The 24,762-nt window shown below is 65.6% G+C and carries 25 protein-coding genes; 10 read left to right on the plus strand and 15 right to left on the minus strand.

All coding sequences use genetic code 11. The features are described from left to right. Positions 1-30: 30 nt before the first annotated feature. The 4 genes from BZF61_RS12275 to mgtE are packed head-to-tail and all read right to left on the minus strand — an operon-like array spanning position 31 to position 4,144. Positions 31-1,407 carry an aromatic ring-hydroxylating oxygenase subunit alpha gene (locus BZF61_RS12275; RefSeq protein ID WP_086619630.1) on the minus strand — a complete coding sequence of 459 codons (1,377 nt, stop codon included), beginning with the start codon at positions 1,405-1,407 and terminating at the stop codon, positions 31-33. Then, positions 1,404-1,904 carry a nuclear transport factor 2 family protein gene (locus tag BZF61_RS12280; RefSeq protein ID WP_086619632.1) on the minus strand — a complete coding sequence of 167 codons (501 nt, stop codon included), beginning with the start codon at positions 1,902-1,904 and terminating at the stop codon, positions 1,404-1,406. The genes BZF61_RS12275 and BZF61_RS12280 overlap by 4 nt, the downstream gene beginning before the upstream one ends. Then, on the minus strand, positions 1,904-2,662 hold the full coding sequence (locus BZF61_RS12285; protein WP_086619633.1) for a glucose 1-dehydrogenase: 759 nt from the start codon (positions 2,660-2,662) through the stop codon (positions 1,904-1,906). The genes BZF61_RS12280 and BZF61_RS12285 overlap by 1 nt, the downstream gene beginning before the upstream one ends. Before the next feature lie 33 nt (positions 2,663-2,695). After that, a complete protein-coding gene (mgtE, locus tag BZF61_RS12290; protein ID WP_086619634.1) occupies positions 2,696-4,144 on the minus strand; it encodes a magnesium transporter in 1,449 nt (482 codons plus the stop codon). A 104-nt stretch (positions 4,145-4,248) separates the two neighbouring features. Here mgtE and BZF61_RS12295 point away from each other — a divergent pair, with 104 nt between their 5' ends. From BZF61_RS12295 to BZF61_RS12305, 3 genes are all read left to right on the plus strand, one after another. Continuing rightward, positions 4,249-4,710, plus strand: coding sequence for a peptidylprolyl isomerase (locus BZF61_RS12295; RefSeq protein WP_086619636.1), 462 nt, complete (start codon positions 4,249-4,251; stop codon positions 4,708-4,710). Between the two features lie 93 nt (positions 4,711-4,803). After that, positions 4,804-6,147: a tRNA (N6-isopentenyl adenosine(37)-C2)-methylthiotransferase MiaB gene (gene miaB / locus BZF61_RS12300; RefSeq protein ID WP_086619637.1), complete on the plus strand. Its 1,344-nt coding sequence runs from the start codon at positions 4,804-4,806 to the stop codon at positions 6,145-6,147. Positions 6,148-6,256: 109 nt separating this feature from the next. Beyond that, positions 6,257-7,291, plus strand: a complete 1,035-nt coding sequence (locus BZF61_RS12305) for a PhoH family protein (RefSeq protein WP_086619638.1) — start codon at positions 6,257-6,259, stop codon at positions 7,289-7,291. 6 nt (positions 7,292-7,297) lie between these two features. Here the strand turns inward: BZF61_RS12305 and BZF61_RS12310 are convergent, their stop codons facing one another. Next, the gene (locus tag BZF61_RS12310; RefSeq protein ID WP_086619639.1) at positions 7,298-8,866 is read right to left on the minus strand and encodes an FAD-binding oxidoreductase; all 1,569 of its coding nucleotides are present in this window, start codon (positions 8,864-8,866) and stop codon (positions 7,298-7,300) included. Positions 8,867-9,105: 239 nt separating this feature from the next. Between BZF61_RS12310 and BZF61_RS12315 the strand changes: the two genes are divergently transcribed. Further along, a complete protein-coding gene (locus BZF61_RS12315) occupies positions 9,106-10,524 on the plus strand; it encodes a patatin-like phospholipase family protein (protein WP_158094099.1) in 1,419 nt (472 codons plus the stop codon). A gap of 39 nt (positions 10,525-10,563) precedes the next feature. On the opposite strand, the gene BZF61_RS12320 is transcribed toward BZF61_RS12315, so the two are convergent. Genes BZF61_RS12320 through BZF61_RS16020 form a run of 3 tightly spaced genes read right to left on the minus strand, consistent with a single transcriptional unit; the run spans position 10,564 to position 11,871 of the window. Beyond that, entirely contained in the window at positions 10,564-10,965 is a 402-nt protein-coding gene (locus tag BZF61_RS12320; RefSeq protein WP_086619642.1) for a hypothetical protein, read from the minus strand. Positions 10,966-10,988: 23 nt separating this feature from the next. Further along, positions 10,989-11,762, minus strand: coding sequence for an erythromycin esterase family protein (locus tag BZF61_RS12325; protein ID WP_342742813.1), 774 nt, complete (start codon positions 11,760-11,762; stop codon positions 10,989-10,991). Continuing rightward, complete coding sequence (locus BZF61_RS16020) at positions 11,677-11,871, minus strand: hypothetical protein (RefSeq protein ID WP_245804617.1); 195 nt, start codon at positions 11,869-11,871, stop codon at positions 11,677-11,679. Before BZF61_RS16020 ends, BZF61_RS12325 begins: the two co-directional genes overlap by 86 nt. 139 nt (positions 11,872-12,010) lie before the next feature. On the opposite strand from BZF61_RS16020, the gene ybeY reads away from it, so the two are divergent. The 3 genes from ybeY (at position 12,011) to BZF61_RS12340 (ending at position 14,424) form a co-directional block, all read left to right on the plus strand. Then, a complete protein-coding gene (gene ybeY / locus BZF61_RS12330; RefSeq protein WP_086619644.1) occupies positions 12,011-12,490 on the plus strand; it encodes an rRNA maturation RNase YbeY in 480 nt (159 codons plus the stop codon). A gap of 26 nt (positions 12,491-12,516) precedes the next feature. Continuing rightward, positions 12,517-13,446: a hemolysin family protein gene (locus BZF61_RS12335; RefSeq protein WP_086619645.1), complete on the plus strand. Its 930-nt coding sequence runs from the start codon at positions 12,517-12,519 to the stop codon at positions 13,444-13,446. A 93-nt stretch (positions 13,447-13,539) separates the two neighbouring features. Then, positions 13,540-14,424 (plus strand): LysR substrate-binding domain-containing protein, encoded by an 885-nt coding sequence (locus BZF61_RS12340; protein ID WP_086619646.1) that lies wholly within the window; start codon positions 13,540-13,542, stop codon positions 14,422-14,424. Positions 14,425-14,427: 3 nt separating this feature from the next. Here BZF61_RS12340 and BZF61_RS12345 read toward each other — a convergent pair whose 3' ends face one another. The 7 genes from BZF61_RS12345 to BZF61_RS12375 form a co-directional block, all read right to left on the minus strand. Next, positions 14,428-15,228, minus strand: coding sequence for a lysophospholipid acyltransferase family protein (locus BZF61_RS12345; protein ID WP_086619731.1), 801 nt, complete (start codon positions 15,226-15,228; stop codon positions 14,428-14,430). Positions 15,229-15,280: 52 nt separating this feature from the next. After that, complete coding sequence (locus BZF61_RS12350) at positions 15,281-15,703, minus strand: Fur family transcriptional regulator (protein ID WP_086619729.1); 423 nt, start codon at positions 15,701-15,703, stop codon at positions 15,281-15,283. A 138-nt stretch (positions 15,704-15,841) separates the two neighbouring features. Further along, the gene (locus BZF61_RS12355) at positions 15,842-16,279 is read right to left on the minus strand and encodes a Ros/MucR family transcriptional regulator (RefSeq protein ID WP_211276778.1); all 438 of its coding nucleotides are present in this window, start codon (positions 16,277-16,279) and stop codon (positions 15,842-15,844) included. A 123-nt stretch (positions 16,280-16,402) separates the two neighbouring features. Then, positions 16,403-16,879, minus strand: a complete 477-nt coding sequence (locus BZF61_RS12360; protein ID WP_086619649.1) for a GNAT family N-acetyltransferase — start codon at positions 16,877-16,879, stop codon at positions 16,403-16,405. Next, positions 16,876-17,502: a tRNA (adenosine(37)-N6)-threonylcarbamoyltransferase complex dimerization subunit type 1 TsaB gene (gene tsaB / locus BZF61_RS12365; protein WP_086619650.1), complete on the minus strand. Its 627-nt coding sequence runs from the start codon at positions 17,500-17,502 to the stop codon at positions 16,876-16,878. The genes BZF61_RS12360 and tsaB overlap by 4 nt, the downstream gene beginning before the upstream one ends. 50 nt (positions 17,503-17,552) lie before the next feature. Continuing rightward, on the minus strand, positions 17,553-18,155 hold the full coding sequence (locus BZF61_RS12370) for a malonic semialdehyde reductase (protein WP_086619653.1): 603 nt from the start codon (positions 18,153-18,155) through the stop codon (positions 17,553-17,555). A gap of 3 nt (positions 18,156-18,158) precedes the next feature. Further along, on the minus strand, positions 18,159-18,737 hold the full coding sequence (locus tag BZF61_RS12375) for a NifU family protein (RefSeq protein WP_086619732.1): 579 nt from the start codon (positions 18,735-18,737) through the stop codon (positions 18,159-18,161). 165 nt (positions 18,738-18,902) lie between these two features. On the opposite strand from BZF61_RS12375, the gene BZF61_RS12380 reads away from it, so the two are divergent. The 3 genes from BZF61_RS12380 (at position 18,903) to egtB (ending at position 24,762) form a co-directional block, all read left to right on the plus strand. After that, positions 18,903-21,860, plus strand: a complete 2,958-nt coding sequence (locus tag BZF61_RS12380; protein WP_245804618.1) for a M16 family metallopeptidase — start codon at positions 18,903-18,905, stop codon at positions 21,858-21,860. A gap of 138 nt (positions 21,861-21,998) precedes the next feature. Further along, complete coding sequence (locus tag BZF61_RS12385) at positions 21,999-23,384, plus strand: class II 3-deoxy-7-phosphoheptulonate synthase (RefSeq protein WP_086619734.1); 1,386 nt, start codon at positions 21,999-22,001, stop codon at positions 23,382-23,384. A gap of 133 nt (positions 23,385-23,517) precedes the next feature. After that, entirely contained in the window at positions 23,518-24,762 is a 1,245-nt protein-coding gene (egtB, locus tag BZF61_RS12390) for an ergothioneine biosynthesis protein EgtB (protein ID WP_245804619.1), read from the plus strand.

Here is a 24,762-nt window from a genome sequence, read left to right on the forward strand (position 1 = left end):
TCCGGCCTCTCCCGCGCTCCCGCACGCAAGTCAACGGGAGAGATATTCGTCGAGCGTCAGATGCAGCCGCCGGATGCGTGCTTCCTGATAGTTGCCGAGCGTCTGGGCGCCCTTGCGCGAAGCCTTGGCCCCGTCGCGCTGGAGCTTCAGATTCTCAGTATCCTGATCGAGAATCTCCGCCAGCGCGAACCCGGGGACCGTGGTGTAGCTGTCTTCCACCCCGAGCCGGATCGGGACGGCAGGGGCAGGTCGCGCGCCCGAGGCGGGCAGTGGCTGGAGGACAAGGATCTCGTGCAGGCATTCGTCCGGCCCCAGTGGGCGGAAGCGATAGCACAGGCGGATGCCGATGCCGGGGAAGAAGAAAGCGTTGGGGAACAGGAAATACTCGATCGAATCCAGCATCTCGCTGGTGGACACGTTCGACAGGTCGGTGCCGAAGGCAGCGCCGAGTTCCGCGCGCAGCAAGCGGGCGTGTTCGGCGCGGGCAGAGGCCCCCGGTGGCAGGAGGGCGGGATCGCGCCCGAGTTTGCCGAACAGCGTCGCCTCGCTTACTTCCTGCCGCAAATGCGGGCTGGGCACGCCGATCGCGTGGATGAAGCGCGAAACGTGCTTGCCGAAAATGTCGTATTGGGCGTTCGCGTCGGCGGCGGTGTAGATCGCCTGCGGGTGGGTTTCGAGCACGTGGAAGGCTTCGAGGAAGGCCTCCATCGCCATCTTCCAGTTGGCCGGCAGCACCTTTTCGGTATGCAGCGCGACATAGCGGTCGTGCATCGGCCACCGCTTGAAGTGCTCTGGCAGGACTTCGAGCTGTTCGCCGAGCGGCGGCGGGTTCTCGCCCATATTGATGAACACAAACCCGCCCCAGGTTTCGCAGGCAACCTCGTCGAGGCCGAAATTCTCGTCCTCGACATGGGGAAAGTCCCAGCGGCAGGGAATCTCGCGCAAGGTTCCGTCAAGGTTCCAGCTCATTCCGTGGAACGGGCAGCGGATGTTCGCCCGGCGCACGCCCCGCGAGCCTTCGGCGGCGAACTTCATCCCCCGGTGCGGACAGGAATTGACGAAGGCGCGGATCGCCATGTCCGTCCCGCGCACCACCAGCACCGAATGGCGGCCGACATCATAGACATAGCGATCGCCCGGATCGGGGATGTGTTCCTCGCGGCAGGCCCATTGCCACACATTGGGCCACAGGCGCTCCATTTCGAGGTCATGGAACCTCGGATCGGTGTAGCGGGCGAAAGGCAGGTCTGCATCGCCGAGGAAGGTATAGGCCTGCGCGCGCAGCGGCTCGGGGGGATGGTCGCCGTCGGCATCGAGGATGTCCTGCATCGAAAGGCCGGGGCAACGTGCCTCTCCCGGGGCGAGCGCGGGGTCGGAGCGCGCCGTGAGATCGGGCTTGCTCGTCATCGCATCGCCTCGCGCTTGTAGAGCGGATCGTCGGGTTTGCGCCGGCCGAGGATGAAGGGCGCTTCGGTCAGCATCGCATCGGCGGCCGGATCGTCGCGCACCCAATCGACCAACTCGGAGCGGTAGGCTATCTTCCAAATCGCGCCCCGCCGTTCGTAGCGATCGACATAGCGCCCGGCAACGAACAGATCGCGGGGGCTTCCGTCCTCGCCCGTGACGCGGTGGTAGGCCTGATAATAGACCTCGCCATAGGCCTCGTCAGGCCCGGTGAAGGCGATCACATGCTGGCCGAGCATATGGTGGTTGCGCGCATGGCCTTGCAACGCCGCCATACAGAAGGCCGCGAAATCGGCCGGGTTGCCGTTGAAGATCCCGTATTCGCAGCGGGCATCGGGCCAGAACTGCGCCGCCACGAGCGCTTCGTCGAGCCGGTCGAGCCCGCGCATGTAGAGCGCGGCGAGATCGATGATCGCAAAACGATCCAGTGCGCTGCCCATCAGGCGATGCTCAGACCGCCATCGACGATGAAGGGCGCGCCGGTGGCGAACTTGCTCTCGTCGCTGGCGAGATAGACCACGAGGTGAGCGATATCCTCGACCTCGCCCATGCGGCCGATCGGCTGGGCGATGGAGAAGGCAGCGCGGGTCGCCTCGGGGTCGGGGGTGCCAGCGATAACGCTCTCCACATTGGGGGTGAGGATGGTGCCGGGCTGCACCGAATTGACCCTTATCCCGTTCTTTTCGCGCGCGCAGTAGAGCGCGATGCTCTTGGTCAGTGTCACCACCGCCGCCTTGGCCGAGTTGTAGGCGGCAAGGTCAGGCGAGGGCTTGTTGCCCGCGGCGGACGAAAAGTTGATGATCGAGCCGCCGCCGCCCTTGGCCATCAGCGGGATCGCCGCCTTGCAACCCATGAAGATCGAATCGACATCGACGGTGTAGCAACGCCGGAAATCCTCCGGCGTAATATCGGCGATCGAGCCGAACACGGTGATTGCGGCATTGTTGACCAGCACGTCGAGCCGGCCATGCTCCGCCTCGACCTCAGCGATGACTTCCTGCCAGCGCGCCCAGTCGGTCACGTCCTGGTGGATATAGCTGCAGCCCAGCTCCGCGGCGGTGGCGCGGCCTGCGGGCGCGTCAATGTCGGTTATGATAAGCTTGGCCCCTTCGGCCAACAGCGCCTTCGCGGCAGCCTTGCCCAGACCCATCGCGCCGCCTGTCAGCAGCGCCACCTTGCCAGCTACCCGACCTGCCATTGGCCTCTCCCTTGTTCTGTGGAGAGAGGGCTATCAGCCCACCAGACCGCTGACCACTGCCAAACCTAGGAAGACAAGAAAGCCCATTGAATCGGTCGTCATGGTGACGAAGATCGAAGAGGAGATTGCCGGGTCGGCCTTCAAGCGCTTGAGCGTGAGCGGCACCAGCACACCGGCAAAGCCCGCGATCACGATGTTGCACAGCATCGCCGCGCCGATCACCGCGCCCAGCAGCGGATTGCGGAAGAGGACCGCGACGATCGTGCCGATTACCGCCGCCACTGTCCCGCCGTTGAGCGCCGCGATCGACATCTCGCGCCGGATCGCGCGCCAGGTGTTGGCATCCGTCAACTGGTTGGTGGCTATCGCCCGCACCGTCACTGCGAGCGTCTGCGTCCCCGCATTGCCGCCTATGCCGGCGACAATCGGCATGAGCACCGCCAGCGCCACCATGGTCGCGATCACGTCCTCGAACTGCGCGATCACGCTCGAGGCGACCGAGGCGGTGAGGAGGTTCGCCAGGAGCCAGCGCACGCGTGCCTTGTAGCTATCGACGATCGGTTCGTTGATGTCGCCATCGCCCGCACCGGACAGCAGCAGCGCGTCCTCGCCCGCCTCTTCGGAGATGATGTGGACGATATCGTCGACCGTCATCTGCCCGACCAGCCGCCCGCTCTCGTCCACCACAGCTGCCGAGATCAGCGCGTATTTCTGGAACATCAGCGCGACTTCTTCCTGATCCATTGTCACCGGGATCAGGGTCTGATCGCGTTTCATCACGTCGGTGAGGCGCACCGAGCGCGGGGTCGTGAGCAGCCAGGAAAGCGCGCAGGTGCCGACCGGGTGGTGGCGCTCGTCGATCACGAAGACCTCGAAGAAGTCGTGTTCGATATCGCCGTTCTCGCGCAGGTAATCGATCAGGTCGCCCACGGTCATGTGCTCGGGCACCGCCACGAAGTGACGGCTCATCAGGCGCCCGGCGGTCTCTTCGGGATAGGCGAGCGCGCTTGCCACTGCTTCGCGCGTTTCCGGCCCGAGTTCGGCGATCACCGCGGCCTGATCGGCTTCGTCGAGGTCCTCGATCAGCTGCACCGCATCGTCGGTGTCGAGCTGTTCGGCGATGGTCGCGACCGCCTGCGCGGGCAGGGCCTCCATCAGATCTTCGCGGACGTAATCGTTGAGTTCCGCGATCACGTCGCCGGTCATCAGGTCGCTGATCGCGCGCACCAGCGCGGCGCGCTCCGAACGGCCTAGCAGCTCGATCAGGTCGGCGATGTCGGCGGCATGGAGCGGCTCGACCAGATCATAGACCGCGCCCTTGTCACCCGCCTCCAGCGCCGACTGGACAGCGCCGACATATTCAGCCTTGAGCCGGTTCTCCTCGTCATGGCGCTCATCGTCAACGCGGTCGTCGGGACGCACCTCGAGCTCGGCGAGCTCGCCCGCGGGAATCTCATCGTCGAGGATGCGCTTGTCGGCCATGAGGGCGGTTTAGGCGGGGGTGGATGAAAAGCAAGGCTGGAGGGTGACAGGCGTGGATTGTGTGCGTATGGCCACGGGCAAATCGACCCAGGAGAACCGCGAAAATGGCCGAGACTCTCACCTTCACCCTCGACAACGGCACCGGGGAGACCGGCGATGTCGTCATCCGCTTGCGCCCCGATCTTGCCCCCGGCCACGTCGCGCGTATCACCGAGCTGGCGCAGGAAGGCTTCTATGACGGGGTGATCTTCCACCGCGTGATCGCCGGCTTCATGGCACAGGGCGGCGATCCGACCGGCACCGGCATGGGCGGCAGCGACAAGCCCGATCTGCCGGCCGAATTCAACGACGAGCCGCACGTCGAAGGCGTGTGCTCGATGGCCCGTGCGCAGAACCCCAACAGCGCCAATTCGCAGTTCTTCATCTGCCTTGATGATGCGCGCTTCCTCGACAGGCAGTACACCGTGTGGGGCCAGGTCATCAGCGGGATGGAGCACGTCCACGCCATCCCCAAGGGCGAACCGCCGCGCAGCCCCGGCAAGATCGTCAAGGCGACGGTGGCCTGAGCCTTTGCGGCACTGTCTGGATCAGGTAGGGGCGGCTTCGGTCGCCCCTTTTCGTTGAACCGCCTGCCCATCGGCGCTAAAGGCGCGGCCTCCATGAAACCCATCTCCGCCCCCAAGACCTACCGGGTCAAGAGCTTCGGCTGTCAGATGAACGTCTATGACGGCGAGCGCATGGGCGAGCTGTTGGCCGAGCGCGGCATCACGCCTGCGCCCGAGGGGGAGGAGGCCGATCTCGTCATTCTCAACACCTGCCACATCCGCGAAAAGGCCGCCGAAAAGGTCTATTCGGACATCGGCCGGCTGGTCGCGGCGGGCAAGGAGAACGGCAAGGCCCCGTTGATCGCGGTCGCGGGCTGCGTCGCGCAGGCCGAGGGCGAGGAGATCATGGCGCGTGCGCCGGCGGTTTCCATCGTGGTCGGCCCGCAGGCCTATCACCGCCTGCCCGAGATGCTCGACAAGGCCACCAAGGGCGAGCGTGCGACCGATACCGACATGCCCGCGATCGCCAAGTTCGACGCGCTCCCGGCGCGGCGCAAGCGCGGCCCGAGCGCCTTCCTCACCGTGCAGGAAGGCTGCGACAAGTTCTGCACCTATTGCGTGGTGCCCTATACCCGCGGCGCGGAAATCTCCCGGCCTTGGCGCCATCTGCTGGATGAGGCGCAGAAACTGGTCGAAGCGGGGGCGAAGGAGATCACGCTGCTCGGCCAGAATGTGAACGCGTGGCGCGGTGAGGACGACAAGGGGCGGCCCGTGGGGCTGGGCGGGCTGATCCGGCGGCTGGCGGGGATCGATGGCCTTTTGCGCATTCGCTACACCACCAGCCACCCCAACGACATGGACGATGACCTGATCGCCGCGCATGGTGAGGTCGCCAAGCTGATGCCCTATCTGCACCTCCCCGTGCAGAGCGGCAGCGACCGGGTGCTGAAGGCGATGAACCGCCAGCACACCGCGGAGAGCTACCTCAGGCTGATCGAGCGTTTCCGCGCCGCACGGCCCGACATTGCGCTTTCGGGCGATTTCATCGTCGGCTTTCCGGGCGAGACGGAGGCCGAGTTTCAGGACACGCTGAACATCGTCGACCAAGTCCGCTACGCCGCCTGCTTCAGCTTCAAATATTCCCCGCGCCCCGGCACCCCGGCGGCGAAGATGGACGGCCAGATCGCGCCCGAAGTGATGGACGAGCGCCTCCAGCGTCTCCAGCAGCGCATCGGCGCGCACCAATATGCTTTCAATCAGGCGAGTGTCGGAAAGCGGTGCGAAGTGCTGGTCGAACGCCCCGGTCGGCACGCGGGTCAATGGCTCGGCAAGTCGCCCTGGCTCCAGAGCGTCTGGTTCGAGTCTGCCGCCGCGATCGGCGAAATGGTCGAGGTGGAACTGGCCGAGGCCGGGCCGAATTCCTTGAAGGGGCTGGCGCGCCAAACCGTTTCGGTTTGACGACTTTCCACCGCCATGTTGCGGCGGCGCGCTTGCTTTGCCCCCGTGTGTGCTTACCTTCCCGAATCGAGGGCAGGGGATTGCCCCCAGCCCGCCAGCAAAGGAAGCTATGGGCCGACGACCCTCACGCGCCGCCGATCCGGCTCTTTCGCCCGATCCGCGCGGCATTCCCGCTCCCCGGCGTGCCCGGGTGGAGCTGACCTTCGAGAACCAGTCGCTGCTCGGCCCGCTGTTCGGCCAGTTCGACGCCAATCTGGTGCAGGTCGAAAACCGGCTCGGGGTCTATATCCAAGCGCGCGGGCATCAGGTGGTGATCGAAGGGCCGGAGGACGATGTCGCCCGCGCCCGCGACACCCTAAGGGCGATGTATGACCGTCTCGCGCGCGGCGAATATCTCGACAGCGGGGCGATCGAGGCGCTGATCGCCATGTCCTCCGAACCGACGCTCGAAGGGATCATTTCGGGCGAGGAGGGCACGCCCCCGATCATGATCCGCACGCGCAAGAAGACCATCGTTCCGCGCTCGGCAACCCAGATCGAATACATGAAGGCGCTGGCCCGCGAGGACATCATCTTCGCGCTTGGCCCGGCGGGCACCGGCAAGACCTATATCGCGGTGGCCCAGGCGGTGAGCCAGCTCATCACCGGCAGCGTCCAACGCCTTATCCTCTCGCGCCCCGCGGTGGAGGCGGGGGAGAAGCTGGGCTTCCTGCCCGGCGACATGAAGGAGAAGGTCGATCCCTATCTCCGCCCGCTCTACGATGCGCTCAACGATTGCATGCCCCCCGAACAGGTCGAGCGGCGGCTTGCCAATGGCGAGATCGAGATCGCGCCGATCGCCTTCATGCGCGGACGCACGCTGGCGGACAGCTTCATCATCCTCGACGAGGCGCAGAACACCACGCGCGAGCAGATGAAGATGTTCCTCACCCGCTTCGGCCAGAACAGCCGGATGGTGATCTGCGGCGATCCGAAGCAGGTCGACATCCCCGGCGGCCCGTCGATGAGCGGGCTCAACGATGCGGTGCAGCGGCTCGAAGGGGTGGAAGGCTTCGGCACGATCCGCTTCACTGCCGCCGACGTGGTGCGCCACCCGATCGTCGCAAGAATCGTGGAAGCCTATGAGGGCAAGGACGGTGGGTAGGGCGGGCTAGAGCACGCCCCAATCGACCAACGCATCGTTGCGGAACAGCGGTTCGACGAGCGGGTCGAGCAGCCGCCTGCGCATCTTGCGCCATGCGGCAAGCGGACTGTCCGGCTGGCCACCGCCAAATTCGCGCGCTACCCAGCCGGGATTGCCGGGGGTGAACTTGCCCCAGTGCTGGCAATAGCCAATTCCCGCCGCATCGAGCGCGGCGCAGCTATCGGCGGCGGCCTTGTGGGTCAGCGGCGAGGGGATCAGCCCGTGCAGGTCCATCGCCACGCTCCGCCGGTAGCGGGTGTAGCCCATCAGGCCGGCGCTGCCCTCGACGAAGCGCAGGGTGTAGACCATGTGGCGCAGGCGATGTTCGGCGGGAAGCTGCTGCAACTGCTGCTGGAGGTGGCTGCTCATCGCGGTGATCGCATCGCTGATGCGGTTCTGATCGATGGCGAGCGCGGCATCATAGATGATCGTGTGCGTGCGCGGATCCGGCCCGCCCGAATGGAGCGCACCCCAGGATTGCAGCTGCGGCGGATCCGCCGCAATCTCGCGGAAACTCGCCGCGTAGGCGGCGTAGAGATCGGGCGGGATCGGGGGCGCGAGCGATTTTCCGCTGGATGGCTCGATCAGGTCATGGACCTGCCGCAAGTGCGCGCAATCGGTGATCGACCTGCGCGGCGCGGTGGCTGCCTCGTGGCGGAAAATGAAGCTGTGCAGCGCCGGGGTGCCCCAGGGATCATAGGGGTCGATCTGAACCTCGTAATAGATCGGATTGCCCGGCAGGCCTAAGCCGCGCGCGATCGCGTCATAATCGCCGCGTTCGACCTCGGCGAGCCAAGCCGGATCGACAATCCGCTTGCAGCGCACGGGGTAGAACAGATGCTTGTCGACCAGCTCGAACAGCACCCCGTTGACGATACCCAAAGCGCCGAGGTGGACCAGCGCAGCGGCGAATGCCGTGGAGTCCCTGATCACCTCGTCGGCAAAACGCAGCGCCGCCGCGTCCGACAGGGCCGGGCAGGAAGGATCCTCGATCCACACGCTGCGGGCGGGGCCGGTGACGAGATGGATGCCGCGGATCTGGTTCTGGAAGCCCCCTTGGCCGAGCGTCGAGCCATTGACCCCGGTGGCCATCGCGCCCGCCACCGACTGCCCGAGATAAGAGCCGCAGATCGCGATCGAGCGGTCACGCGCCTCGGCCCACCCGACCAGCCGCGCCAGCCGGCAGCCTCCGCCGACATAGGCGAGGTGGCTCGCATCGAGCCGGCTGGCGCGATGCAGATCACCGGCCGGCACGGCATGAAGCGCGTCCAGCTCGTCAGTCGCCAGCTGTAGATCGGCATTTCCGATCAGCGCCGACCAGCTCCACGCCGCCCCCAGCACCCCGGCGCGCGCCTGATGGGCGAGCGCGGTGGCGATATGCGCCTGCATCACCGGAGCGGAGCGCGCGAAGGCCTCTGCGCCGGATGCTGCCGTCTGGCCCCCGCGCCGGTAGGTTGCCTGCCGGCCGACCGTCAGCTTGCGGTTCTTGTGAAAGTTCGTCCACGCGACATTGGTCGCAATCTCAATGTGGCCCACTCTTGTGTTTTTCCCCTGCAAGGCCCCGCACAGAGCCGGTTCTGCCTTACCGGATCAAGAGGCCGTAGCGAGAACCTGTCGCGTTTCGGGAAATTATTCGCAGGATCGGAGGCTGCCCGAGGCCGAGCTTGGCTGACAATCGGGATTGCGGTGCCTAGACTTTCGGCAGGGTGCGCGGCGCGCGGCGTGATTGGGGGGTAATCAAGGGCATGGGGAAAAGCGGAAAAGCATTGGCCGGTATGGCATTGCTGTCACTGGTGCTGGCGGGTTGCGGCAAGGTCGATCCGGTGCATCACCTCCCGCCGCAGGTGGCACCGGGAGGGTGTGACGAGATCATCACCTTCGGCGCGCGTCTGCCTTTTCCCGCCTCGTCTCTCCAAGGCCCGCCAGAGCCGGGGGCGCAGGAGGCCTGGCAGATCGATCCCAGCAGCGATCCGGTTGGCCTCAAGCTGCTCGATGCACTCGGCCAGACCCCGACCGACAAGGACGGTGTGGCGCAGCGCGCGCTGCCGGTGAGCGATTCCGTGCTGATCCTATCGGGCGGCAGTCAGCAGGGTGCTTTCGGCGCCGGGTTCATGAGCGCCTGGGAGCAGCACCGCGGCGGCAGCCTGCCGCGGTTCAAGCTGGTCACCGGGATCAGCACTGGCGCGCTTCAGGCGACCTTTGCCTTTCTCGGCGACACCAAGACCATCGTCGAGGAGTACAGCATCACCTCCGAGAGCGAGCTGCTGAAGCCGCTGGTGCGGGGCAAGTTCGAGCAGAGGCCGGTTCGCGCCGCGATCAGCCTGACCCGGGCAGGCACGCTCGCACGGCTCCAGCCGTTGCGCGACCGGCTGATGCATCTGATCAACGAGGATGTCCTTGTCGCCGTCGCCCGCGAGGCGAAGCTGCACCAGCGTACGCTGCTCGTCGGCGCGGTGGAGATGGGCAGCGGCGAGATGGCGGTGTTCGATCTGACCAAGGCCGCATCGCTCTATGTCGAGAACCTGACGGGCCATCCGGATCGCGCCAAGCAGATGCGCGGCTGCTATATCGAGGCGCTGCTGGCTTCCTCCTCGGTGCCGATGTCGGCCGCTCCGGTGTTCATCGACAACCGCCTCTATATCGACGGTGGTGCGCGTTTCGGGGTGCTGGTCGATCTCACCCCCAATGCCTTCAGGCGCAAAGTGGCCGAAGCAAGGGCGCTGGAACGCGCCGCCGACGTTCCGCGCAACCTGTTCGTGATCGTCAACGCCACGCTCGAGGTGCCGGCCTTTTGCGGGCTCACCAAATGCGCGGCCGGCGATGACGGTCAGGCGGTGAAGCCCCCGCCGGGCACGCCGCACCCGGAATGGACCTTCCTGCAACTGGCGCAGCGCACCGTGAGCGTGATGACCAACCAGGCCTATCGCAGTTCGGTGTTCATCGCCAACCAGCAGGCCACCAGCAAAGAGTTCAAGACCAGCTTCGTGCGGCTAGAACCCGAGCATTTGCGCTTCCCGACAAGGATCGATTTCCCCGGTGCAGGGCAGGAGGAGAAGATCTGCTACCAGTGGCAGCGCGATGACGAGGCGATCGACAATCCCAAGGAGTTCTTCCCGCGCTACATGCGCTGCCTGATCGCCTACGGGAAACAGCACCCCAAAGCAGCCGCCTTTGCCGCGGCGGAGCCGCGCTAGGAAGCGCTGGAAGGCGGATGACCTGCCTGGGCGATCCGATCAATAGGTCGCATCGCAGGCGGCTAGCATCTTGCTGCGTGCTTCGGGACTGAGCCGCCTGACACTTGCGATTTGCTGGTCGGTGAGAACCATCTGTCCTCCCCAGCGTTGCGCGCGGGCATCGGCCTTCTCGATCAGCGGCTTCAGCACTGCTGCGGGGCGGGCGTTCTTGTTGTGGAAGGGATTGTCCTTGGCCAGCGAACCGAACGTCTGTTCCAAATAGAGTTCGGATTGAATTTCGCGGGCGAGCGCCGCGCACTCCCAGATTTCCGGCTTCTCCGGCGCTGCCCCTGCCGGTGCGCCAACGAGCGAAAGCATCAGCGCAAAAACCATCACCGACCGCATATCGGTTCCCTCCTGCACGAGTTGCTTTTGCGAGCCGCGTAACGCGCCTCCCGACATATGTCATGATGGCCGAAATCGCGTCAATACGCCCGGGTCGCTCGGGCGTGCGTCCTGCGCATGGGTGGTCGCGACCAGCCTATTGCGGCACAGGCCACAGGTGCGAGGGGCTGATGGTCTGGAACCAGACGATCACGTCGTGTCCCACGCGCACCGGCACCGAAAACTCGCCCATGTCGAGATTGGTCACCTGCCAGGTCTCGGGATTTGCGATCCAGCCGGACCAGCCGCGCCAATAGGGCCGGCCGGCCTAGCTGGCCACGGGCCCGTCCTGCCGGCAGCGCGGCAAGATCCATCCACAGCGCCTTGTGGTCGGTGCGGTCGGACACATTGCCCAGATCGCCCGGGCGATTGTTGGGGAGATTGAACGGTTCGAACGTCTGGCTCTGTAAGGCCATCATCAGATTGCCGCCTTCGGTCATTCTCGTTGCGCGGAATGCCCCCTGCGACCAGCTGAAGCCGACGCTGGCGTAATCTTCGCCCAGCTTCTCGCGCAGCACCGTGCCGACGGTCACGAAGCCGGACATCTCGGCAATCTCGGGCAGGTCCTCGATCATATGGCTGTCATGCGCCCAGACCACGCCGCGCGCGGCCTCGGGCGCTGTGTCGAACCAGGCCGCGAGCGCTTGGCTGGCGGCAAGCGCGCGCTCGGTTTCGGGAAGCGGCGCATCGACCAGCCAGTCGACAAAGCGGGGCCAGCGTCGCCGAATCCTAGGCGGAAGGGTCGAAGGGTGTGGCGGCCTGGCCCAGCCATGCGAGGGCGGCGGCTTCTTCCTCGGCGCTGGCGGGCGTGAGATCGGGCAGGGGAAGATCGGGGGGCGGCCGGTCGGCCGGGGACTGGCCCAGCGCGGGACTGGTCAGGAGGCTCGCGGCCCCCGCGGCGATCACGAAGAATTTGCGGTGCATTCTTTACCCCCTCGACGCCCGGACGATGCCCGGACCGTTACACCGGATTGCTCGCATTTGCGCGGCCCGGAGCGCAACAGAAAATGCGTCTGCGGCAAGCGCCTTTTGCACCGGCGGCGTTCCGCGCTATGGGCGCGGGGTGCAGCTGGATATCGACATCGAGGATTGGCCCGAAGGCGAATGGGACGCGCTGGCCGAGCGCGCCGCCGCAGCGGCGGGCGAGGGTGAGCCTTGCCTTGCGAACCCGCGCCTTGTCGTCAGCCTGCTGTTCACTTCGGATGCCGAAGTCCACGCGCTCAACCGCGAATGGCGCGGGCGCGACAAGCCCACCAACGTGCTCAGCTTCCCGATGCTGGAGCGCACGGAGCTTGCCGGGCTTGGCGCCGACGGCCCGCCGGTCATGCTCGGCGACATCGCGCTGGCCCATGAAACCTGCGCGCGCGAGGCGGCGGGGAAGGGGATCAGCCTCGCAGATCATGCGACGCATCTCATCGTCCATGGCTTGCTGCATCTGGCCGGCCATGACCATGTCAATTGCGAGGCCGAGGCCGAGGCGATGGAGGCGCTGGAGACCGCCATACTTGCCAAACTGGGCATCGCTGACCCATATGGCGCATGACAACAGGAGGAGCATTGTCGAGGGCCATGGCCGATTCCCCATCATCCGCATCTCAATCGGGAGACGCGGAGAGTAGCAGCGGGCTCTGGTCTGCGCTGCGCAAGATCCTCGGTCTGGAAGGCGCGCGCTCCTTGCGCGAACAGCTCGAGGAAGCGATCGACGAACACGAGGACGAAAATGGCTCGGCCGCCGCGGAGCACGACAGCCACGCGCGCGGAGACCTTTCGCGGGTCGAGCGGCAGATGCTGCGCAACCTGCTCCACTTCTCCGAACACGATGCCGATGATGTCGCGGTGCCGCGCGGCGAGATCATCGCGGTAGAGGCTTCGATCAGCTGGGCCGAACTGGTCGCCGCCTTTTCCGAGCACGGCCATTCGCGGATGCCGGTCTATCGCGAGACGCTTGATAACGTGATCGGCATGATCCACATCAAGGACGTATTTCCGATCATTGCCAAGGGGTCACCGCCGCCCGAGGATTGGACCACGCTGCTACGCCAGCCGCTCTACGTGCCCCAGGCGCGTGGCGCGCTCGACGTGCTGGCGGACATGCGCGCCAAGCGGGTGCATCTGGCGATCGTGGTCGACGAGTTTTCGGGTACCGACGGACTTATCACCATCGAGGACCTGGTCGAGGAAATCGTCGGCGAGATCGAAGACGAGCATGACGATGCCCCGCAGGCGCTGATCGTTCCGATCGGCGAGGGGATGTGGGACTGCGATGCCCGCGCCGAGCTCGAAGATGTCGCCGAAATGGTTGACCCGCGCCTCGCCGAGGTCGAGGAAGCTGTCGATACGCTGGGCGGCCTTGCCTTCGTGCTGGCCGAGGCTGTCCCGGCGGTGGGCACGGTGCTCGAACATCCCAGCGGATGGCGGATCGAAGTCACCGCGGGCGATGAAACCCATGTCACGCGGCTCAGGCTTCATCGGCCGGCGCGCGAGGAAGAGGTGCAGTAGGCGCAACCCCGCGGTTGACTACGTATTTTTTCTTCGATTCTTTGCATCCCAAACGCGTTTCGTGCGTATCTCCTGCAAAAATGGAGAATAGTGATGCCCGCACGTCGCCTGCCCCCCCTGCGCGCGCTTGAAGCCTTCATGCGCACGGTGCGGCTCGGCTCCGCCAGGGCGGCCGCGGAGGAGATCGGGCTTTCTCCCTCGGCGCTGTCGCGGCGGATCAGCAATCTCGAGGAATTCGTCGGCAAGAAGCTGTTCACCCGCGCGCGCCAGTCGATGCAGCTGACCGATGAGGGCCAAGCCTTCTACGAGGCGGTCAATCCCCACATGGAGGCGCTGGCCCGTGCGGTGGAGAGCCAGTCGGACAATATCGCGCTGCTGCGTCTGAGGCTCGGCGTGCTCCCGATGTTCGGCAGCCAGCGGCTGTTTCCGCGGCTTGGCGAATTGCGCAAGCGCCATCCGCTGCTGCACATCGACATCGACACCGCGCCGCATCTCGAGGACCGGGTGGGTGATACGCTCGATGCCGCGATCATCCTGTCACGCGGGCCGGCGAGCGGGCTGCACGCGGTGCGGCTCGATCACAATCTCGTCCATGCGATCTGCTCGAAGGACACCGCGCGCAGCATCGGCTCCGAGATCACCCCAGAGGTGATGGCCAAGCAAACCTTCCTGATCCACAACGAACTGCCCGAGAGCTTCGTTGCGTGGAAGAAGGCCAACGGGCTGGAGAGCATGGATCCGGCAGCGATCGATCACTATGATTCGGGCGCTCTCATGTTGGAGGCAGCCGCGCAGGGCCTCGGCATTGCGATCATGCACGACGATCACCTTCGTCGCGCAAACGACAACCGCCTCACCAACCTGCCGGGCAAGCCGGTGGAAAGCCCCTATTCCTACTGGTTCGTGTGCAAGCCCGTGGCGCTGGAAAGCCGCCCGGTGCGGATCTTTCACGACTGGCTGGTGCGCGCGGGGCTTTAGGGGCTACTGTGCCACCTCGGATTTGGGCGCGTAGCGCACCGGGGCAACTGCGTGCGCGAAGGGACGCAGGGGCTTTTCCAGGATTGCAACCAGCGCCTCCTCGATCCGGCGGCGCGCCTCCTGGCCGATTGCCTTGCGCCCGCGGAAGTCCTCGGGGCTGAAGGGTTCGAGGAAGTAGAGCCGCAGGCGGAAGGTGCCCTTGCGCGAGAGGACACGCTTGGCGTTGTTGAGCCCGCCCTCCTCGCCAATCCAGCCGATCCATTCGGCAACCGGGCCATAATCGAGCACCACCGGCTGCACCAGCACGCCGGGCGGCGGCGGTTCGAGCACCGAAAGCATGGAGGTCTTGAACGGCAGCAGCGATTGGCCGTCGGTGGTGGTGCCTTCCGGAAAGACCGTCACCGACCAGTTATCGACCAGCGCTTCCTTGAGAGCGTTGATCTGCTCGGCCACGCCCATGCGGTGCTCGCGCTTGACAAATACCGTGCGGTTGAGCCTCGCCAGCCAGCCAACCAGCGGCGCGTCGGCCAGTTCTGCCTTGGCGACGAAGGCGGTGCCGCTTGCACCCGCAAGCGCAAGGATATCCACCCACGAGAGGTGATTGGCGATATAGACCACGTCGCGCCTGAGGTGCGTGCCGATCACCTCCACCTTGGCCCCGCAGACCCGCGCGGCATAGCGCAGGAACAGCATCGGGAAGGGCGAGCCATAGGCCAGGGCGCGGTAGAGATAGTGCAGCGGCACGAATACCAGCAGCAGCCCGATCAACGCCAGCGCTCGCAATGTCAGGCGCAGCCAGCCCATCGGTGACAGGGGTGTGTTCTCGCCCCGCGCGGCCGCCGCGCGCAAGCTCTCGTCAGTCGTCACGCGAGAGCCGGACGCCGTAAAGCTCCATGCGGTGATCGACCAGCCGGTAGCCCAGCCGTTCGGCGATCTGGCGCTGGAGCGCTTCGACTTCGGGATCGACGAATTCCAGAACCTTGCCGGTCTCCACATCGATCAGGTGATCGTGATGCGCTTCAGGCACGGGCTCATAGCGCGAGCGCCCGTCGCCAAAATCGTGGCGATCGAGGATCCCGGCTTCCTCGAACAGGCGCACAGTGCGGTAGACCGTGGCGATCGAGATCTTGGGATCGACCGCCGAGGCGCGCGCATGCAGCAGTTCGACATCGGGATGGTCGTCGCTTTCCGAGAGTACCTTGGCGATCACGCGGCGTTGTTCGGTGATGCGCAGGCCCTTTTCGGCGCACAATTGCTCAAGGTCGATCTTCTGGCTCAATGACAGCTCCATCGCCAAGCGGGCGCGGCCCGCAGTGGGGGCCGATGCATAGCACGGCGCCCTCATCTTTATAGAGACGGGGCCGCTTGCTCAAGCTGGCAAGCCGGCATCTCAACAGAGCCGCCAGGCGCTGGCCGTTCAGGCGGTCTTCCTGGCACGGCGCGAGGGCGCAGGTGTGCCGGGCTTGCGCCCGAGACCGATCTTCTTGGCGAGATCACGGCGCTTTTCGGCATAGTTCGGAGCGACCATCGGATAGTCGGCCGGCAGTCCCCAACGCGCACGGTATTCTTCGGGGGACATGTTGTAATTGGTCCGAAGATAGCGCTTGAGCATCTTCAGCTTCTTGCCGTCTTCAAGGCAGACGATGTAATCCGGCTTGACCGAATTGCGCACCGCAACTGCAGGTTGCGGCTTGGGTTCTTCGACCACCGGGGTTTCGCCCAGGCTGGCGAGCGCGGCGTAAACGCTGGTAATCAGGCCCGGCAGTTCGGACACTGCGACATCATTGTTGCTGACATGCGCCGCGACGATATCGCTCGTCAGCGTAATAAGTGTTTCTTTCATTGCGACTTCCATGGCTATCACCAGTTCCTCTTTCGATATTTTGTTATCTTGGATTATCGGGCCATGGCTGAACCGACCTTGAATTGCAACTGCGAGTTTATACTCATGGCCAAGAATAATACGGATCGCGATCAACTAGATTGATCGTCCGAAAGTAATCGCGTCGATCCGCTCGCCATTTGCCATGCGGTAATAGTTGGGTCGCTCACCGATCGGCTCGAACCCGAGCTTGCGATAGAGGTGCAGTGCCGGATTGCCACGCCGCATTTCCAGATAGATGCGGGAAATCCCGCGCGCCCGCGCCGCCTCGAACAGGCGGTTGATCAGGATTGTGCCGATCCCGCGATCGCGACAGCTAGGCATCACCGCAATGAGCAGCAATTCTTCCTCGTCGAGAACATGGCGGCTCAGGAGAAAACCCGCCGGCGCACGCGGGCTGGCGAGATCTTCCGGCAGCAGTTCGCCATCGCCATCGACCACCAGCGCATGGGTGCTCGGCATCGACAGGGCATCGGCCACCTGGCGCCGGTTCCACGCCTCGCCATAGGCAGGATCGAAGGCCGCCTCCATAACCGCCATGATCCGATCGAGAAGGAAAGGCGAGGGGGTCATGCGCGCGCCGGCTCCGCCATCGGTGTGGCATCGGGCGCGCGGCCGTAGATCGGGGCTAGGTGAGGGGTAAGCAGGGTTTGCGGGATCCGTCCGGCTTCGGCCGCGTCGGGGTTAAGGTCGAGCACGCGGGGACTGCCCCCTAACAGTTCGGCAAAGGCGCGTGCGCGGTTGCCGGCAATCATCGCCTGCGCGCCGCGCGCCAGCGCCGCGTCGGGCGCCAGCGAAAGCAGCTCTCCGGCGGGTTGGCCCGCGGCAAAATCCTGCACGAACCATTCGCCATGCCCGCCATTGATGCACACGGTCAGCGGCGTACCGGGACACTGCACCTGCGCCTGCGCCGCGATCAGTGCAAGGGTGGGATAGCCCAGCACCTCGGCCCCCCAGGCGAAGGCGAGCGCGCGGGCGGTGGCGAGGCCGATCCGGACACCGGTGAAGCTGCCGGGGCCGAGGCTGACGAGAATGCGTTCGGCGCGGCCTTTGGCGGGCAGGGCGGCGATCATCGGCACCAGTGCCTCGGCATGGCCGCGCCCGATCAGGCGATGGTCGCGCGCAATCATCGCGCCGCTCTCGAACAGGGCGACGGAGCAGGCCTCGGAAGCGGTTTCGATCGCGAGTATCCGCATAGCCGCGCCCTGCCTCAGGGCGCGTGCGGGCGCAAGCGGTGAGATGCGCGTCAGACGATGCGATTGAAGCGGGCGAAATCGGGGCGCGGCGAACGATCGAAGATGCTGGCCGGATCGCCATAGCCGACCGAGCAGATGAAATTGACCCGGTGGCGCGGCTCATCAGCGAAGAACGCGGCGTTGACTGCCGCGGGATCGAAGCCCGACATCGGCCCGCAATCAAGCCCGAGCGCGCGCGCGGCGAGGATGAGATAGGCGCCTTGCAACGAGGAATTGCGCAATGCCGCTTCCTCGCGGCCCGCCTCGTTGCCCTCGAACCAGCTTCGGGCATCGGTATGCGGGAACAGCCAGGGCAATTCCTCATGAAAGTCGATATCGTATCCGATAATCGCGGTCACGGGGGCGGCGAGCACCTTGGCGCGATTGCCCTCCATCACGCAGTCAGCGAGCCTGGCCTTGGCCTCGGCCGACCTGACCCAAACGATCCGCGCCGGCTGCATGTTGGCGGACGTGGGGGCCATCTTGACGAGGTCCCAGATCGCATGGAGCTGCTCGTCGCGCACGGGCTTGTCGAGCCAGCCGTTGTAGCTGCGCGCTTCGTTGAACAGCTGCGCAAGCGCCTCGGCGCAGAGCACGTTATCGTGGAACTGCATGGCTCAGGCCGCGCGCACTTCGGTGACTTCGGGGACGTAGTGTTTCAGCAGCCCCTCGATGCCCTGTTTCAAGGTCGCGGTGCTCGACGGACAGCCCGAGCACGAGCCTTGCAACGTGAGATAGACCACCCCGTCGCGGAAACCGCGATAGGCGATATCACCCCCGTCGCCCGCGACTGCAGGGCGCACGCGGGTTTCCAGCAATTCGTTGATCGCGGCGATGATTTCCGCGTCCTCGGGGCGCTCTTCGACCACGGCTTCGTCCTCGCGCGGGACCGCGATGCCGTTGTCCTGCATCGGCGCAAACAGCGGGGCTTCCGAGACAAAGTGATCAAGCAGAATCGCGATTACTTGCGGCTTCAGCGTGGTCCAATCCGCTCCTGGCGCAGCGGTAACAGTGACGAAATCGGCCCCGAAGAACACGTTCACCACCTCACCCGTATCGAAGATCGCCTGCGCCAGCGGGCTGGCCTCGGCGGCTTCGGGCGTGGCGAACTCGCGGGTGCCCGAGACCATGACCGCCTGACCGGGAATGAACTTGAGCGCGGAAGGGTTGGGCGTGGTTTCGGTTTCGATGAACATGGCGAGGCATTTAAGACCGATTTTGTCCGATTTCAAGCGCGCATCGGTCGCTGCACCGCCGCCGCGCGCATTCACTATCGCTTCACATTTTGCCGCCCTATAAGCCGCCTTATGATGCCGTTCACCCGCGCCGGTCGCGCTCTCGCCCTCCTGCTTGCCCCCTTCATGCTGGTTCAGCCGCTGCTCGCCCAGCAGGCCAGCACGCTCCCTGCCCAGACCGCACCGGCCAGCCCCTCGGTGCCCGCACCCAAGGCGCTCCAGACCGGCGAAATCGTGCCATGGCTTTATCGCGGCTCGGACGTTCCCGTAGATGACAAGTGGTTGTTCGGCGAAATGGAGAACGGGCTGCGCTACGCTGTCCGCAACAATGGCGTACCGCCGCGCCAGGTCTCGATCCGGGTGCGGATCGATGCCGGGTCGATGCACGAGGAGGACAACGAACAGGGTTTTGCCCACCTGCTTGAGCACCTGTTGTTCCGCGAAAGCAAGTATCTCGGGCCGGGCGAGGCGATTGCCGCCTGGCAGCGGCTGGGCGCAACCTTCGGCAGCGATGCCAATGCCGAAACCACCCCGACCCACACGGTTTACAAGCTCGACATTCCCGATGCGAACACTGCCAAGCTCGCGGAGAGCTTCAAGCTGCTTTCGGGCATGATCCGCGCGCCGGTGCTGAACGATGCCAATGTCGATGCCGAACGCCCGATCGTGCTGGCCGAAAAACGCGAACGCGGCGGGGCCGGGCAGCGCATGGCCGATCTCACCCGCAGCACCTTCTTCGCCGGACAGCGGCTTGCGATGCGCAATCCGATCGGCACCGACGCGACGCTCAAGGCTGCGCGCGGACGGAGCGTGAAGGCCTTCTACGATCGCTGGTATCGCCCGGAAAACACCACCATCATCGTCGCCGGCGATGCCGATCCGATGGTGCTGGCAGGGCTGGTGGAACAGTGGTTCGGAGACTGGAAGGGCACCGGCAAGCCGGGGGTCGCGCCCGATTTCGGGGATCCTGCTCCGCCCGCCGAGGCTGTCACCGCACCGGGCGGTTCCGCCCCGATCGGGGAACTGGCGATCGGAGTCGAACCCGATCTGCCGCGCAGTCTGACCTATGCGGTGATGCGTCCGTGGCGGCCGGTGAATGACACCATCGCCTACAACGAGGGCCTGCTGCTCGACGCGATCGCACAGGCAATCATCAACCGCCGGCTCGAAGCCCGCGCGCGCGGCGGCGGCAGCTATCTTTATGCGCAAGTCCAGCAGGACGATGTCTCGCGCTCGGTCGATGCCACCTTCGTCACCTTCGCGCCGCTCAACAATGACTGGCAGGCCGCGCTCGCCGATGTCCGCAGCGTGATTGCCGATGCGCTGGTCAATCCCCCGACCCAGGAGGAGATCGATCGCGAGGCCGCTGAACTTGAGGTCGTCTTCGCCAACGAGGTCGAGCAGGCCAGCGTCCAGTCAGGATCGAACCTTGCCAATAATCTCGTCAACGCGGTCGATATCCGCGAGACCGTCGCCGCGCCGCAGGTGGTGCTCGACGTGTTTCGCGGGATGAAGGCGCGGCGCAATCCGGCCGAAGTGCTGGCGCACACGCAGAAGCTGTTTGAAGGTGTGGTGACGCGCGCGGTCTATGTCACGCCGCAGGCGGGCGAGGCCGATGTCGCCGCGCTCAGGCTGGCGCTGGCGAGCGAGGCCAAGGTGGATGGCAGCGCGCGGCTGGCCGCGGCTAGCATCTCCTTTGCCGATCTGCCCGCCGTGGGCCCGCCCGGCACCATCACCAGCCAGAAGCCGCTGGGTGTGCTGGAGATCGAGCAGGTCGAATTCGCCAATGGCGTCAAGGCGCTATTGTGGGCCAATGATGCCGAACCCGGCCGCGTGACGGTGCGGGTAAGGTTCGGTGCGGGCTACCGCGCTTTCGATGCTGCCAATGCGGTCTATGCCACAATCGGCGAGGCGGCGCTGGTCGGATCGGGACTGGGCGAACTGGGCCAGAACGAGCTTGATCGGCTGGCGACGGGCCGCAAGCTGGGCTTCGACTTTGCCATCGACGATGCGGTCTTCACGCTCACCGCGCAGACCCGTTCGGATGATGTCGCGGACCAGCTCTACCTGTTCGCGGCCAAGCTTGGGATGCCGCGCTGGGATGCCGAGCCGGTGATCCGCGCCAAGGCGGCGGCGGAGCTTGCCTACAACACCTATTCGACCAGCCCCGGCGGCGTGCTCAACCGCGATCTCGAATTTCTTGTGACCGGCGGCGACCAGCGTTTCGCCACGCCCGATCCCAAGGCCCTCGAAGGGGTCACGCCCGAGGGCTTCCGCAAGGTGTGGGAGCCGCTCTTGAAGCAAGGCGCCGTCGAGGTGCTGGTGTTCGGGGAGTTCGATAAGCCGGCGGTTGTCGAGCAGCTACGCAAGACCTTCGGCGCGTTGCCGCCGCGCGACCCCATCCCGGACGAGGTCGCCGCGCGGGTTCCGGCCTTCGCGCCGACACCTGACAAGCCTGTCATCGTCACCCATCGCGGCGATGCCAATCAGGCCGCCGCGGTGGTTGCCTGGCCGAGCGGCGGCGGAGTCGCTTCCCTGCGCGAGAGCCGGCAGCTCGAAATCCTCACCCAGCTGTTCAACAACCGCCTGCTCGACGCCCTGCGCGAACGCGCCGGGGCGAGCTATTCACCGCAGGTCTTCTCCAAGTGGCCCGAAGACCTGCCCAGCGGCGGGCGGATCACCGCGCTGGCCCAGCTTGAACCCGAATTCGTGCCGCTGTTCTTCGCCGAGGCGGACCGCATCGCCAAGGATCTGGCCGCCAACCCGCCCACCGCCGACGAGCTGGCGCGGGTCACCGAACCGCTCGCCCAGCTGATCCGCCGCGCTTCGACCGGCAACCAGTTCTGGCTTTACAACCTCGAAGGTGCGACCAGCGACCCCCGGCGCGCCGCGCTGCTGCGCACACTGCTGGCGGATTACTCGCAGACCAGCCCGCAAGTGATGCAGTTCCTCGCCGATCGCTACTTCGCCAAGGGGGTGCCCTTCAAGCTGGCGATCCTTCCCGAAGGCCAGCAGCTGGCCGAGTCGCCGGCGCGCGGAGCGGCGAGTCTGCGCCTCGTGCGGCCCGCGGCGGCAGGCCACTGAACGCGCCTGCCGATCTGGGCGAGGGTGAAATAAAGTTGTCGCAAGAGGCATTGCGGCTTTACAATTGAAAGGCGCCTCCTGTAGCGGGCGCCCCCGTGCAAGCCTTGCGCGCGAGACGTGGATGGAAAGAGTTTGAACGTGCCTGAGACCTGGACCCCGGAGAGCTGGAAGTCGCACGAAGCGCGGCATCTTCCGCATTACGAGGACGCGGCCGCACTGGCCGAGGCGGAAAAGACCCTGTCGTCCTATCCTCCGCTGGTGTTTGCGGGCGAGGCGCGCGCGCTCAAGGCCGAGCTTGCCGAGGTCGCGCGTGGCCACGGCTTCCTGCTGCAGGGCGGGGACTGTGCCGAGAGTTTCGCCGAATTCCACCCCAACAATATCCGCGACACTTTCCGGGTGCTGCTCCAGATGGCGGTTGTGATGACCTTCGCCTCCAAGCGCCCGGTGGTGAAGGTCGGGCGGATGGCGGGCCAGTTCGCCAAGCCCCGGTCCTCGCCGACCGAGACGATCGGCGACGTGACCCTGCCGAGCTACCTTGGTGACAATATCAACGGCATCGAGTTCGATCCGGTCAGCCGCCGCAATGATCCGGCGCGGATGGTGAAGGCCTATTCGCAGGCCGCTGCCACGCTCAACCTGCTGCGCGCCTTCGCGGGCGGGGGCTATGCCAACCTCAGGCAGGTCCACCAGTGGACGCTCGACTTCATGGGCCGCACCCCATGGACCGAGAAGTTCACCGAGATGGCCGACCGGATTGGCGAAGCGCTCGATTTCATGGAGGCCTGCGGGGTCGATCCCGAAACGGTGCCGCAGCTCAAGGGCACCAGCTTCTACACCAGCCACGAGGCGCTGCTGCTGCCCTACGAGCAGGCGATGACGCGCAGGGACTCGCTGACGGGCGATTGGTATGCGACCAGCGCGCACATGCTGTGGATCGGTGACCGCACGCGCTTCCCCGGCAGCGCGCATGTCGAATATGCGCGCGGAATTGGCAATCCGATCGGCATGAAGTGCGGGCCTTCGCTCGAACCCGATGTGCTGCTCCGCCTGCTGGACGATCTCAACCCCCGGCGCGAGCCGGGGCGGATCACGCTGATCAGCCGCTTCGGCCATGACAAGATCGAGGAAGGACTCCCGCGGCTCGTGCGCGCGGTGCAGCGCGAAGGACACCCGGTGGTGTGGAGTTGTGATCCGATGCACGGCAATGTCGTGAAATCGGAAACCGGCTTCAAGACCCGTCCATTCGATCGCATCCTCAAGGAGGTGAAGGGCTTTTTTGCGGTTCACCGCGCCGAAGGCTCGCACCCGGGCGGTATCCATATCGAGATGACCGGTCAGGATGTCACCGAATGCGTCGGCGGTGCCGTGGCGATTACCGAGGAACGCCTTGGCGATCGCTATCACACACATTGCGACCCGCGTCTCAACGCCGAGCAATCGCTTGAGCTGGCATTTCTGGTTGCGGAAATGCTCAACGCCGCAGCAGGCGGACGCGAGGCCGAGATCAGCGCCGACGCGGCCTAGCCTCGTCTGGCCGCAAAAAAAACTTGATCCTTGCGGTCTTTTTCCGATAGCCTGCGCGTGGCCTTGCGTCTTTTGCGTGTAACCGCAGGCGGGCATGAAACATTTGTCCGGCGCAAGGCGGAAGGAGACGCGTGTGGCGCGCTGCGAGCGACACGGTGCCAGCGAAAGCGTGATCGGGGGCGATATTGCAGCCCGGTTCCATGCCACTCGTGCGCTCACCGAGGCGCTGGCGGCACCGCTTAGCGATGCCGATGCTTGCGTGCAGTCGATGGCGGACGCGAGCCCCGCCAAGTGGCATCTGGCGCACACCACGTGGTTCTGGGAAACTTTCCTGCTGCGCGACCATCTGCCGGGCTACCGTCTCCATCGTGACGACTGGCCGTTCCTGTTCAACTCCTATTACGAGGCCGAAGGGCCACGTATTGCCCGCTCTGCGCGCGGGCTGCTCTCGCGGCCCAGCCTCGTCGAGGTGCTCGAATGGCGCGCGGCGGTAACCGAGGCGATGACGCCGCTGCTCGATGATCCGGCGCTTGCGCCCATGATTTCGCTCGGCATTGCGCACGAGCAGCAGCATATCGAACTGCTGCTGACCGACATCAAACATGCCTTGTTCTGCAATCCGCTCGGACCGGCGATGTGGGAAGGTGCGCCGCCGCCTGCCGTAGCGGCCTCAGGCCCGCCCGCGTGGCACCAGCACCCTGGCGGGATGGCAATGATTGGCCATGACGGCGCCGGTTTCGCCTTCGACAACGAGGGCCCGCGCCACCGAGTGCTGCTCGAACCTTTCGCGCTCGCCGATCGTCTGGTGTCCAATGCGGAGTGGGAGGCCTTTATTGCCGACGGTGGTTATGCCGATCCGCGCCTGTGGCTTGCCGATGGCTGGGCCTGGGTGCAGCGCGAGGGCATCACCGCCCCGCTCTATTGGCGCGATGACCGGTATTTTACCCATCAGGGCTGGCAATCGCGCGATCCCCATGCGCCCGTCACCCACATCTCGTTCTACGAGGCCGATGCCTTTGCCACCTGGGCCGGCGCGCGCCTGCCGACCGAGTTCGAATGGGAGGCGATCGCCGCGAGCCATGATCCAGCCGCGGGCACGCAGCTCGATGGGGCCGCGCCCCCGATGCCGCAGGGCAGCGCCGGGCTGTTCGGCGATGGCTGGCAGTTCACCCGTTCGGCCTATTTGCCCTATCCCGGATTCCGGGTCGCCGCGGGGGCGGTGGGCGAATATAACGGCAAGTTCATGAGCGGGCAGGTGGTGCTGCGCGGCGCGAGCTGCGCCACGGTGCGCGGCCATTCCCGCGCCACCTACCGCAATTTCTTCTACCCCCACCAGCGCTGGCAGTTCACCGGCCTCAGGCTGGCCAAGGATGCGTGA

It is taken from the genome of Erythrobacter tepidarius (assembly GCF_002155695.1).
Lineage (GTDB): Bacteria > Pseudomonadota > Alphaproteobacteria > Sphingomonadales > Sphingomonadaceae > Erythrobacter > Erythrobacter tepidarius.

What these genes read in the sequence shown, in the direction of transcription:
- BZF61_RS12275 (WP_086619630.1), bottom strand. Translation starts at nt 1,407, where the DNA reads ATGACGAGCAAGCCCGATCTCACGGCGCGCTCCGACCCCGCGCTCGCC.
- BZF61_RS12280 (WP_086619632.1), bottom strand. Translation starts at nt 1,904, where the DNA reads ATGGGCAGCGCACTGGATCGTTTTGCGATCATCGATCTCGCCGCGCTC.
- BZF61_RS12285 (WP_086619633.1), bottom strand. Translation starts at nt 2,662, where the DNA reads ATGGCAGGTCGGGTAGCTGGCAAGGTGGCGCTGCTGACAGGCGGCGCG.
- mgtE (WP_086619634.1), bottom strand. Translation starts at nt 4,144, where the DNA reads ATGGCCGACAAGCGCATCCTCGACGATGAGATTCCCGCGGGCGAGCTC.
- BZF61_RS12295 (WP_086619636.1), top strand. Translation starts at nt 4,249, where the DNA reads ATGGCCGAGACTCTCACCTTCACCCTCGACAACGGCACCGGGGAGACC.
- miaB (WP_086619637.1), top strand. Translation starts at nt 4,804, where the DNA reads ATGAAACCCATCTCCGCCCCCAAGACCTACCGGGTCAAGAGCTTCGGC.
- BZF61_RS12305 (WP_086619638.1), top strand. Translation starts at nt 6,257, where the DNA reads ATGGGCCGACGACCCTCACGCGCCGCCGATCCGGCTCTTTCGCCCGAT.
- BZF61_RS12315 (WP_158094099.1), top strand. Translation starts at nt 9,106, where the DNA reads ATGGCATTGCTGTCACTGGTGCTGGCGGGTTGCGGCAAGGTCGATCCG.
- BZF61_RS12320 (WP_086619642.1), bottom strand. Translation starts at nt 10,965, where the DNA reads ATGTCGGGAGGCGCGTTACGCGGCTCGCAAAAGCAACTCGTGCAGGAG.
- BZF61_RS16020 (WP_245804617.1), bottom strand. Translation starts at nt 11,871, where the DNA reads ATGCACCGCAAATTCTTCGTGATCGCCGCGGGGGCCGCGAGCCTCCTG.
- BZF61_RS12335 (WP_086619645.1), top strand. Translation starts at nt 12,517, where the DNA reads ATGGCCGATTCCCCATCATCCGCATCTCAATCGGGAGACGCGGAGAGT.
- BZF61_RS12340 (WP_086619646.1), top strand. Translation starts at nt 13,540, where the DNA reads ATGCCCGCACGTCGCCTGCCCCCCCTGCGCGCGCTTGAAGCCTTCATG.
- BZF61_RS12345 (WP_086619731.1), bottom strand. Translation starts at nt 15,228, where the DNA reads ATGGGCTGGCTGCGCCTGACATTGCGAGCGCTGGCGTTGATCGGGCTG.
- BZF61_RS12355 (WP_211276778.1), bottom strand. Translation starts at nt 16,279, where the DNA reads ATGGAAGTCGCAATGAAAGAAACACTTATTACGCTGACGAGCGATATC.
- BZF61_RS12360 (WP_086619649.1), bottom strand. Translation starts at nt 16,879, where the DNA reads ATGACCCCCTCGCCTTTCCTTCTCGATCGGATCATGGCGGTTATGGAG.
- tsaB (WP_086619650.1), bottom strand. Translation starts at nt 17,502, where the DNA reads ATGCGGATACTCGCGATCGAAACCGCTTCCGAGGCCTGCTCCGTCGCC.
- BZF61_RS12370 (WP_086619653.1), bottom strand. Translation starts at nt 18,155, where the DNA reads ATGCAGTTCCACGATAACGTGCTCTGCGCCGAGGCGCTTGCGCAGCTG.
- BZF61_RS12375 (WP_086619732.1), bottom strand. Translation starts at nt 18,737, where the DNA reads ATGTTCATCGAAACCGAAACCACGCCCAACCCTTCCGCGCTCAAGTTC.
- BZF61_RS12380 (WP_245804618.1), top strand. Translation starts at nt 18,903, where the DNA reads ATGCTGGTTCAGCCGCTGCTCGCCCAGCAGGCCAGCACGCTCCCTGCC.